Source organism: Paenibacillus wenxiniae, assembly GCF_039822605.1.
Lineage (GTDB): Bacteria > Bacillota > Bacilli > Paenibacillales > Paenibacillaceae > Saccharibacillus > Saccharibacillus wenxiniae.
Genome location: NZ_JBCGUH010000001.1, coordinates 790,424 through 801,162, shown reverse-complemented (window position 1 = coordinate 801,162; position 10,739 = coordinate 790,424). Strand labels below are relative to the sequence as shown.

The 10,739-nt window shown below is 47.0% G+C and carries 8 protein-coding genes and 2 tRNA genes; 9 read left to right on the top strand and 1 reads right to left on the bottom strand.

The window, feature by feature from the left end; translation table 11 throughout:
* Window positions 1–340 precede the first annotated feature (340 nt).
* Window positions 341–697, top strand: coding sequence for an immunity 51 family protein (locus tag AAHF22_RS03300; RefSeq protein ID WP_347323528.1), 357 nt, complete (start codon window positions 341–343; stop codon window positions 695–697).
* Window positions 698–1,095: 398 nt separating this feature from the next.
* On the opposite strand, the gene AAHF22_RS03295 is transcribed toward AAHF22_RS03300, so the two are convergent.
* Complete coding sequence (locus AAHF22_RS03295) at window positions 1,096–2,085, bottom strand: aldo/keto reductase (protein WP_347323527.1); 990 nt, start codon at window positions 2,083–2,085, stop codon at window positions 1,096–1,098.
* Between the two features lie 848 nt (window positions 2,086–2,933).
* Here AAHF22_RS03295 and leuB point away from each other — a divergent pair.
* The 8 genes from leuB to AAHF22_RS03255 all read left to right on the top strand — a co-directional run bounded on the left by leuB (window position 2,934) and on the right by AAHF22_RS03255 (window position 10,649).
* Window positions 2,934–4,016 (top strand): 3-isopropylmalate dehydrogenase, encoded by a 1,083-nt coding sequence (gene leuB / locus AAHF22_RS03290; RefSeq protein WP_347323526.1) that lies wholly within the window; start codon window positions 2,934–2,936, stop codon window positions 4,014–4,016.
* Window positions 4,017–4,189: 173 nt separating this feature from the next.
* On the top strand, window positions 4,190–4,594 hold the full coding sequence (locus tag AAHF22_RS03285; protein WP_347323525.1) for a hypothetical protein: 405 nt from the start codon (window positions 4,190–4,192) through the stop codon (window positions 4,592–4,594).
* A gap of 412 nt (window positions 4,595–5,006) precedes the next feature.
* Window positions 5,007–6,155: an AAA family ATPase gene (locus AAHF22_RS03280; protein WP_347323524.1), complete on the top strand. Its 1,149-nt coding sequence runs from the start codon at window positions 5,007–5,009 to the stop codon at window positions 6,153–6,155.
* A gap of 1 nt (window position 6,156) precedes the next feature.
* Window positions 6,157–7,308, top strand: a complete 1,152-nt coding sequence (locus tag AAHF22_RS03275) for a DUF58 domain-containing protein (protein WP_347323523.1) — start codon at window positions 6,157–6,159, stop codon at window positions 7,306–7,308.
* A 399-nt stretch (window positions 7,309–7,707) separates the two neighbouring features.
* The gene (locus AAHF22_RS03270) at window positions 7,708–9,075 is read left to right on the top strand and encodes a DUF4129 domain-containing protein (RefSeq protein ID WP_347323522.1); all 1,368 of its coding nucleotides are present in this window, start codon (window positions 7,708–7,710) and stop codon (window positions 9,073–9,075) included.
* A gap of 170 nt (window positions 9,076–9,245) precedes the next feature.
* Window positions 9,246–10,217: an aldolase catalytic domain-containing protein gene (locus AAHF22_RS03265; protein WP_347323521.1), complete on the top strand. Its 972-nt coding sequence runs from the start codon at window positions 9,246–9,248 to the stop codon at window positions 10,215–10,217.
* Window positions 10,218–10,494: 277 nt separating this feature from the next.
* Window positions 10,495–10,568: transfer RNA gene (locus tag AAHF22_RS03260), tRNA-Pro, on the top strand.
* Between the two features lie 10 nt (window positions 10,569–10,578).
* A tRNA-Gly gene (locus tag AAHF22_RS03255) sits at window positions 10,579–10,649 on the top strand.
* Window positions 10,650–10,739: the final 90 nt, after the last annotated feature.

Here is a 10,739-nt window from a genome sequence, read left to right as displayed (position 1 = left end):
CTGTATCTGTATCTGTATCTGTATCTGTATCTGTATCTGTATCTGTATCTGTATCTGTATCTGTATCTGTATCTGTAAACGTATATTGATATTTTTCTCATCATAACGATCAATCTATACGTAAGTACATCTATACATTTCTGCTATCCAAATTTGCATGAACATGAATGACGATCATGTGCATGCGTTCATGTCCAGTCACTAAGTACCAGACGAACTAATGATACATTTGATTCGATCTGATCATGTAGCCGAGCATGCGGATAGGGTATAATAAAAGCGAACGTATGTTTGTTTATTTATTAACCATTCTATCCGATAACACAAAGGAGACATGATGATGAGTAAACAGGAAATCAATGAACAGATTGCCCCTTTTAAATGGGTATCGTATGAATCCGATGCAGGTGCGTCTGTTATTCTGGTTGCTGGTACGTACAAGCAGGACGTGTTTGATCAACGTGCAGATGAAGGCTTTGAAGGCGGCGGCTATGACTGGGCATCGCTGGCAGCTGTCTATTTGGCAGAGCGTATGCCAGAACTGGAGTCCATTGTACGTTTTGATCCGGAAGCGGATATGTTTTGTGCGTATTCGAATGATACGGAAGCGTTGCGCAAATTCATCATCGGTTTTCATGAAGCGTGCGAACAGCCCGATGTGATCGCAGATTTGTTTTCCAGAGCAGAACTTGATTAACTTGAATTAGGATTTGCATACGCGTGCAGATGATGAAGGAGTGAGGATCAAGTTGTACGAAGCGATGCTTATTAAAAGAGTAGATCGCACATAGGATCAAGCGGTTAGATTAAATGATTACGCTCACCTCATCGCAATCGCTACAGAAGGCAGCTTTGCAATTACAATACGTTAGCGATAGGCTAGTCCAACAGTTACCATCCTCATAGCAACTTTAACTATAGCCATACCAAATAACAGTCGCAGCGGATCGATTATACCCGCTGCGACTGTTATTTGATCATTTCATTATGGCTACACTGTAGATTGTTCAGAAAATAGCTGGAAAGAAAGTTTAAAAGATAATTTAAAAAATAGTTTAAAAGATCGTTTAAAAGATCGTCCAATCAAGCTTGCGCTTACCACGCATACGCCATTGGAGCCGGTTTACCCGGTCCTGGGAAAATCTCATCCAGACGCTTCATCGTCTCTTCATCCAGCTTCACATCCAGAATGCGCAATGAGCCTTCAAATTGTTCGGATGTGCGTGGACCGATAATCGGTGCCGTTACCGCTGGATTTGCAAGTACCCAGGCAAGTGCAACCACATCCTGTGGCTCGCCCAGCTCTTTGCATAATTCGTCAAATTGCTCCAGCTGTGCACGATGCTTCTCCACGCGCTCGGCATTGCCACCGCTGCGGGAACCTTCGATCTTTTTGAGCGCATTGCGACCGAGCAAGCCGCCGTCAAGCGGACTCCACGGAATGACACCGAGACCGAGTTCCTTTGAGGCGGGTAGTACTTCAAGCTCTGGCTCGCGGCAGAGTAGACTGTATTTATGCTGCTCTGAAACGAGTCCGAGAAAATGACGCTTCTCCGCTTCTTTCTGAGCGACTGCAATATTCCATCCGGCAAAGTTACTGGAGCCGACATAGCCGATTTTGCCTTGATTCACCGCTACTTCAAAGGCACCCCACAGCTCATCCCAGCTAATGGCTGGATCTACATGGTGCATCTGATACAGCTCGATATGATCGGTTTGCAAACGTTTCAGTGAGCCTTCCAGATGACGACGGATTTTGTAAGCCGACAGACCGCCTTCATTGTTCGGGCTGTCTGGTTCGATATTCATTTTGCCATACACTTTTGTTGCCAGCACAGTTCGCTCACGTCGTCCACCACCCTGCTGGAACCAGCGGCCGATGATCTCTTCCGTTGACCCGGACTGACCGTTTCCGCCAAATCCGCCATACACATTGGCGGTATCAAAAAAGTTGATGCCCGCATCGAGCGCTGCATCCATAATGCGGAACGATTCCTTTTCATCTGTTACCGGACCAAAGTTCATCGTACCCAAACAGATGCGACTAACCTTCAAGCCTGACTTGCCCAAATAAGTGTAATCCATCCATCATCGCACTCCTTTAAAAATAAAGTAGACAGTAGACGTCTGTACGAACCGTATGTAGTAGCGCACAGGCGCACCAAGCTATTGCTGATGCACAGAAAGTAGTTACGATTGTACACCTGGGTACTATTGTAGTCCTTGTACCGATCCACTTCAAATGCAATCGCCCAGTATATGGTAATCCCGACTAAGATCATATAGTATATAACAATAACGAAAAGGAACGTTTCGTAATGAGTAGTCATTCTTTAGAAAGCAAGGATGATCTTGAGTTTTGATCTCTTGAGTTTTGATCGCGCGAACGTTTAGCTATTTTAAGATGTGTGTATACAGTGATTCTTTTTTATATGTAAAGTCATGCTCTTTTGTGTGCAAAATCATTCTTTTTTGCCTATACTCCGTGATTGTCTAGGGGAAGCGGCTGAAGCTTGTTCAACCTAATACGCTGACCATGTTAAATGTGATCTTTGATTTTGTAAGGGCATGTTTATCGCTCAGAGCTTAAAGCAGATTTGAAGTTAAAATGAATCTCGGTTCATGTACTCGTAATACAAAATGACTGTATAAGAAATGACTGCATAACAAATTATTTTATAAGAAATCATTGTATAAGAAATTATTTCATCAGAATTGTCCATCTCGTCTTTATAGGTTCTACCTATAGCTATCATAGTTTGTATATCTTGGCTAAGAATCCGATTACGTGTTAAAACTGAATATAGAGTAAATGAGCGAATGCACATTCGACGATGTACGTAGAGCCGTGTACATACTTATAGCGATGTACATAACTAGACTGACGATGCAGACCCTGACCTAGAGCAAGGCTGCCCAAAGGAGAACTATACATGAGCGAAACGAAAAAGATTGCAGTAATCCCTGGTGATGGAATCGGTCCTGAAGTTGTAGCCGAAGCGGAAAAAGTTCTGCGTCGTGCGGAAGAATTGTACGGGTATTCATTTGAAACGGAACATGCACTGTTTGGTGGTATCGCCATTGACGAAAAAGGCACACCGCTTCCACAGGAAACATTGGAAGTATGTAAAAGCGCGGACGCGGTATTGCTCGGTGCAGTAGGTGGTCCTAAATGGGATAACAACTCCAAAGAGTTACGTCCGGAAACAGGATTGCTCGGTATTCGTAAAGAGCTGGGCTTGTTCTCCAACCTGCGTCCAGCCGTTGTGTTTGATTGCTTGAAAGAAGCATCGACATTAAAACCAGAAGTGCTGGAAGGTACAGATCTGATGGTTGTGCGTGAGCTGACTGGCGGTATCTACTTCGGGGAGAAGTTCAGACGTGAAAGCGAGCACGGCGAAGAAGCGGTAGACACCTGTGCATACAATGTGACTGAAATCGAGCGCATCGTGCGTCAGGCGTTTGAGATTGCGCAAGGTCGCCGCAAAAAGCTAGCATCGGTAGATAAAGCGAATGTACTGGAAACGTCCCGTCTGTGGCGTGAAACGGTAAACCGCATCGCTCCGGATTATCCAGATGTAGAGCTGGAGCATGTGCTGGTCGATAACTGTGCGATGCAGCTTCTGCGTCGTCCAGCAAGCTTTGACGTGATCGTGACGGAAAATATGTTTGGCGACATTTTGAGTGACGAAGCAGCGATGCTGACGGGATCGATCGGTATGCTCGCATCCGCTTCGCTCGGTGAAGGCAGCTTCGGTCTGTATGAGCCGGTACACGGTTCTGCGCCGGATATTGCCGGGCAAGGACTTGCCAATCCAATCGCGACGATTCTGTCGCTCGCCTTGATGTTCCGCACGACATTTGGCTATGCTGAAGCTGCTGATGCGATTGAAGTAGCGGTAGCGAAAGTGCTGGATGAAGGACATCGTACCGCCGATATTGCGGTCGATAAAAGCAAGGCATTGTCCACTTCGCAAATGGGCGATCTGATCGTAGCAGCCATCCAAAAGGCCTAACTTTTGTTCAAACCCCTTTTCTTCGCCGTTTTGGTAAAGAAAAGGGGTTTTGTCTTACCACGAAAAGGTGTAGAATGTACACAAGCTGGTTAATAATCTTTCACAAACATGTATGCAATGTTGATGCGAAGTCACTTTGACGATTATAGAATCATGTCTGGAGGGAGAACACGATGAGCTTTTGCTGTGGTGGCAGTATGATTGGAACGAAAGGTACCCTCAAACATTTTAGAACCCAGGTTCACAATGTCCCCCTTCTGGTGTGTCCTGTATGCGAACGCATCGAAGTGCACTATAAGGTTGAGAACGAATATGAGATTCTGGCCGAGTACGCGCATGATGATGGCACACCGGAAATCGATTTTCAGGACTATGTGATAGAAGATGAGGATACAATGTTTGAAAATTGTGTCAATGTCGAAGAAGATGACCCGGTTGATATGGTGAAGCGCCAGATTGATATGAGTTTGGATTTGCTTGCAGTAGCCAAAGAGATCGGTGATGAGAAATGGGAGCGTGATCTGAAAAAGCGTCTGGCTGTTATGAGCCTGCGTCGTGCCCGTCTTCAGCATAAATAATTAGAATACTGATCCATCATGATACGGATCATTATCCGAGCGGCAGGAGATCTATTCTCCTGTCGTTTGTTGCGTTTGAAAATAATGTATGCGCTTGCCTAACGAACTATATTCGCTGTTAAAATGAATGGATTAGCGAGCTGAGCATCAGCACATGTCATGAAGAGGAGTAGCAGAAATCGTTATAGGAACAAGTACTAGCGCCTGTCATGAAGAGGAGTAGCAGAAATCGTTATGGGAACAAGTACTAGCGCCTGTCATGAAGAGGAGTAACAGAAATTGTTATGGAGCCGAGCACCAGCAACGGTTATAGAGCAAAATAACTGCATACACGTCGCTTTTTTCATTTGTAAACTATTCGTTGTATGATAGAAGAGAGCGTATACATCATGACGAAGGGAATGACAGCATCATGAATATCAATCATGTTCAGCAATTGGCAGAGCGGCTGGAACAAGGAATTGGGCAACGGATCGTAGGTAAAACACGCGAGGTGCGCATGTTGTTGACAGCGCTGCTCGCTTCCGGTCATGTGCTGATGGAAGATGTGCCAGGCACAGGCAAAACGCTGCTAGCTCGCACGCTGGCACAGTCGGTGCAATGCCGGTTTCAACGGATTCAGTTTACCCCTGACCTGCTGCCATCTGATCTGACAGGCGGCTATTTTTATAATCAAAAGGAATCGGAGTTTATTTTCCGTGCGGGTCCTTTGTTTGCGCATATTGTACTGGCGGACGAGATCAATCGGGCGACGCCGCGGACACAGTCCAGTCTGCTGGAATGTATGGAGGAGCGGCAGATTAGTATCGATGGAGAAAGCCATCGTTTGGAAGACCCCTTTATGGTGATCGCGACGCAAAATCCGGTTGATAATCAGGGCACATTTCCATTGCCTGAAGCGCAGATGGATCGCTTTATGCTGAAGCTATCACTCGGCTATCCGACCCGTGATGAAGGGGTGGAAGTGTTGCGGCGTACGCTTGGTGGAGGGCTGGAGCGTTCGGAGTCGGACCGTTTAGTTAACAGACTTGATACCGATCGCTCGTCTGAATCCAATATCCATGCTAGTACGAAAAGTACCGATACTGTACATACGACTACAGGAGCAGCGGTGAGTTCAAGCGAGCGAACATCAGATCATTTTACAAATACTGATCGCACTATCTCTCATTCTACGTCTGTTAGCAGCGCTCCGGTTACTCGTCAGGAGATTATGGAGGCACGTCGTCTGTGTCGTGAAGTTAGAGTGCATGATGATCTGCTACATTATGTAGTACGGATTGCCGAAGCGACACGTCAGCATCAAGATACTGCGCTTGGTGCCAGTCCGCGTGCTACACAGGCACTACTACGGGCTGCACAGGCTTATGCAGCGATTCATGGACGTGATTATGTGCTACCTGACGATGTGCAGGCGTTGGCAGTACCTATACTCGCTCACCGGATCGTTTTTCGTAGTCGGCAGCGCGGTGGGAGTGAAGCAGGACGAGAGTTGCTGGAAGCGGTACTTGCTGCCGAGCCTGTGCCAGCAGAGCCAAACATTGTGAGCGGAGCACGCTAAGATGGCGTTATTCTGGTTAATGGTCGTCGCTTTGCTCGTCGTTGCAGCGCAAGCGGTGTTGTTTGGTAAACGGTCGCTGGGCAAGCTGTTGTACACCCGGCGTTTATCTGCCGGTCAGTGTCATGTGGGCGAACCGCTGGAAATGATTGAGGAGCTTGAAAATCGCAGTGCGTTACCTTTACCGTGGCTGCGTCTGGAGGCGATGTTGCCGGTCGCTTTTCAATTTGCTGGTTCTGCCGATTTGGTCATTAGTGAAGGAACGGTATACCAGAATCATCAAAGCCTGTTCAGTCTGGGACGACAGGTTCGTATCGTTCGACGTCATCCGTTACTGGCACGTCAGCGTGGCACGTATCGGCTCGATAGCGTTTCGATGAGTGTAGGTGACCTTTTCGGACTCGTCCGGGTGAATCGACCGATGCCGCTTCAATTGGACGTGACGATCTATCCGCCTTATTTGCCATCTCATCATATGCCTGACGCCTATAGCAGCTGGCAAGGAGAAATTGAGATGCGGCGCTGGATGAATGAAGATCCATTTTTGATTACAGGGGTACGTCCGTATCGTTCCGGTGATCCGATGAACCAGGTACACTGGGCAGCAACGGCACGTACAGGACAATTACAAGTGTATCAGCATGGCTACAGCGCTGACCCGGAATTGATGATCGTCCTTAATATTGAGCTAACTGAGCAAATGTGGAGCACGGTTACCGAGCCAGCTGCCGCAGAATATGCAATTAGCTATACCGCGACCATTGTTGATGATTTGCTTGGACGAGGAATGAAAGCAGGTTTTGCCCATAATGCGATTATTCCGTATGAAAATGAAGAGCGTGCTCACATTGCACCTGGTTACGGCACCGAGCAGCTGTATTCTATTTTGCAAATGATGGCCGAACTACAGCTCAAAATCCGGCGTCCATTTGCCCAGTTTATCAAAAGCCTGATTCCAGACGATGAGCGAAGTACGCCAACCGATGTACTGCTTGTGACCCCTTATGTATCCGATGCGATCGAGGCATCGATCGTGGAATTACGTCATGCAGGGATACGTGTGGATGTGCTGCTGTTGCCAGCCGTAGAAGAGATGAAGCAAAATTACGGTACGCTGATGGAACAGGCTGGGCTAAAAGGAGCACGACTGCAATGACCGGGAGCGCAGCGAGTAGGCAATGTAAGTAGATAGTGTAAGTAGATAGTGTAAGCAGGTAGTATAAGTAAATAGTATAAGTAAATAGTATACGTAGGTAGTGTAAGTGAAAGGTGTAAGGAGGTAATGTAAGTAAATAGTGCAAGGAGGTAGTGGAGGTAGGTAGTGTAAGTGGGCAGTGTACGTAGATAGTGCAAGTAGGCGATGTAGAGCCAGACGATGTTTAAAAATGTCGTACACGAGCGGAATAGCTCTTACAGCGCTTCGATTACCCCGGCAAGTGGAGCCGATCGACGAGAGCCACAATAACGCATATATCTTTAACAACATATAACAATGCGATCTAATGACTTTAAACAAGAACGATGTCGTGTATGTGTAGGAAAGGAGAGTGAAGATATGAATGAGCAACGGCATGTCGGTAATCGTATTGTAGCTGGAGTAATACATATCGCCATCGAGCTGGCGGCTATTTATCCGCTCATCGTATTGCTAGATGCGTATGGACTGCACAATGGGATGCCGTGGATCGGGTTGCTCCTGTTGTTGGGTATCGCTGGCATTGGCACATTGCTGCGCCCTACCGTGCGCTTGAACCGTTTGACAAATGGTCTATTGTTTTGCATGTATGCTGTGCTAATCGTTATAGCATACTACAGCATAGCAGCAGCTCAGCCGGCGGCAGCTACATGGATTGCGGCAATTATACTTAGTGTGCTGGCACTGCTGCGCGGCATGATGATTTCACGCAGTCATAGTGATCGATTATTTCCGATTCGCTGGCAGCTGGTGGCGCTCGGATTAACATGGATGGTTTATATTGCCGCTGGAAGCAGCTCGGCGATTCATGATGTGCGTGGTAGCTTGTATGCGGCAGGTGCATTTACATTATTCACGCTACTATTTCGGTTTGCGACCCAGCAGATTGATTACATTTCACTGGATGAGGGCTTTTCGTTTGCATCATTGCGTGCGGTCATCCAGCGTACACGTCGCTGGACATGGCTAGTGATCGTGCTCATCGCGATTCTGGGCGCGAGCGATCAGTTAACGATCTGGTTGGAGCAGGCCTGGCGAGCATTTCTAGCTTGGATAGGTAATGGGATCGTACCGCCGCCATCGATGCCAACGGATACGTACACACCGCCCCCGATGGAGCCGCTTCAACTTCCCGATTCTGGCAACACAGGCGGCGACCCATTCTGGGTAGAAAAGCTGGCTCAACTGATCGTGTTGTTAGCATTATGTGCATTTATCGGCTGGCTCGGCTATATGATGATCCGTTTGTTACGCCGGTACGCACCGAAGCTTTATCGGTGGTTATTATCACTCTGGGAACCACAGCAATTACAAGCACAATCTGCACAGACCGACACCTATACAGATGAAGTGCAGAAGTTGACAGAGCCTTCTGGCGCACCGCGTCGCCCTTTTCAGCGGATAAAAAAGCCTGGGCGAACGGACGAACGCGTGCGGTACTACTATCGTCAGCTACTAAGTCGGGCAGGCAAGCGAGGTATAGCAATCGCTGTTTCAGCGACCCCAGAGCATGTAGGGCACCAACTTGCACCAGAGGAATACGCGCAGGATAGGGCTGCAAGTGCACAGGATAACGGGTCAACCGCGGCACAGCACGAACCTGTAGCCACATCAGGTACGCGAGAGCTGATCACATTATACAATCGGGTACGTTATAATGGAGAGCCTGTAGACGAACAGGAACTTGCCCGGTGGGAGCAACAGTATGAGAGTGGCAAGAAACGGTAACTGAATCTTTAATCTCTCCGTAGGACTGGACATTGGGCTTCGTAACGTCTATCATAGAATGTAATTGGCTGTAATGTATTGATGCGTTAAAGCGTGTGAGGATTTTTCTTTACATTAAACTAGGCGTACAGTATCATGTAGAGAACGAAGAGGCCGAAAGGAGATCAAAAATGAAACTCAATCAATGCAAGATTGTAGACTGCACAATTCGCGATGGAGGTCTCGTAAACAACTGGGATTTCAGTGTCGAATTTGTACAGGATTTGTACAATAAACTGAACGAAGCGGGCGTTGATTATATGGAGATCGGTTACAAAAACTCTCCAAAACTGCTCAAGGGTGCGGAAAGCGCTGGCCCGTGGCGTTTCCTTGACGATGAATTCCTGCGTGAAGTGATCCCGCATAAAGGTCATACGAAATTGTCTGCACTGGTAGACATCGGACGTGTGGACGAAAATGATATTTTGCCACGTAACGAAAGTATGCTGGATCTGATCCGCGTCGCTTGTTATATCAAAGATGTAGACAAAGCGCTGCAACTCGTTGAAACATTCCATGATCGTGGTTACGAGACGACCATCAACATTATGGCATTGTCTAACGTCATGGAAAATGAGCTGATCGAAGCATTTGAATTGATCAAAGAAAGCAAAGTAGACGTTGTGTACATCGTAGACAGCTACGGCAGTCTGGATTACAAAGACTTCATCTACCTTGTGGAAAAGTTCAAAACTCATCTGCCAAACAAACGTCTGGGTGTACATACCCATAACAATATGCAAATGGCCTTCTCCAACACACTGATTGCAGCGGATAATGGCGTAGAGCTGCTTGACGCTTCTGTATACGGTATGGGTCGTGCGGCAGGCAACTGCCCAACAGAACTGCTCGTCACTCACCTGAAAAACACGAAGTACACGCTGCGTCCCGTATTGGAAATGATCGATAAGCATATGATCAAGCTGCGTGAAAAAGAAGAGTGGGGTTATATCATTCCTTACATGATCACTGGTACACTGGATGAACATCCACGCTCTGCTATGGCACTGCGTGCTACGGATGAGAAGGATAACTCGGTTGATTTCTACGATAAGCTGACGACACCTGAAGTGAGCTTCGATAAATCAGGTAAAAACGCATAATGAGCTTTAAGCCGGTGTGCGCTCAGGCGTTACACCGGTTTTTGCTTTGCCGATCAGGAGCCAGTAGAGTAAGCTACTGAATGACCTGACCCTATACGATTGAATAGAGGGGACGATACAAAATAAGTCTGCTATCCATCTCATGCTAGGCGCTTATTACAGGGCTGTTTATACATAGCCTATGATTCGGGGCTGAATAGTTTGGATAAATTTGCTTGCAAACTACCTTTGAATGTGATATATTAATTCTTGTCGCTAAGATTGAATAACTGATTGACGGGATGTAGCTCAGCTTGGTAGAGCACCTGGTTTGGGACCAGGGGGTCGCATGTTCAAATCGTGTCATCCCGATACTTTATACGCGGGTGTAGTTCAATGGTAGAACTCCAGCCTTCCAAGCTGGTAGCGTGGGTTCGATTCCCATCACCCGCTTTCCAAACAAATGTATAAAAACAAGAGCGCCGTAAACGAAGAGACGTTTACGGCGCTCTTGTTTTTGGGTAAAGATTCGTTAGCGAACGT

Coding starts and splice junctions, on each gene's coding strand:
- AAHF22_RS03295 (WP_347323527.1), bottom strand. CDS start 2,085: ATGGATTACACTTATTTGGGCAAGTCAGGCTTGAAGGTTAGTCGCATC.
- AAHF22_RS03265 (WP_347323521.1), top strand. CDS start 9,246: ATGAAACTCAATCAATGCAAGATTGTAGACTGCACAATTCGCGATGGA.
- AAHF22_RS03285 (WP_347323525.1), top strand. CDS start 4,190: ATGAGCTTTTGCTGTGGTGGCAGTATGATTGGAACGAAAGGTACCCTC.
- AAHF22_RS03280 (WP_347323524.1), top strand. CDS start 5,007: ATGAATATCAATCATGTTCAGCAATTGGCAGAGCGGCTGGAACAAGGA.
- AAHF22_RS03300 (WP_347323528.1), top strand. CDS start 341: ATGAGTAAACAGGAAATCAATGAACAGATTGCCCCTTTTAAATGGGTA.
- leuB (WP_347323526.1), top strand. CDS start 2,934: ATGAGCGAAACGAAAAAGATTGCAGTAATCCCTGGTGATGGAATCGGT.
- AAHF22_RS03270 (WP_347323522.1), top strand. CDS start 7,708: ATGAATGAGCAACGGCATGTCGGTAATCGTATTGTAGCTGGAGTAATA.
- AAHF22_RS03275 (WP_347323523.1), top strand. CDS start 6,157: ATGGCGTTATTCTGGTTAATGGTCGTCGCTTTGCTCGTCGTTGCAGCG.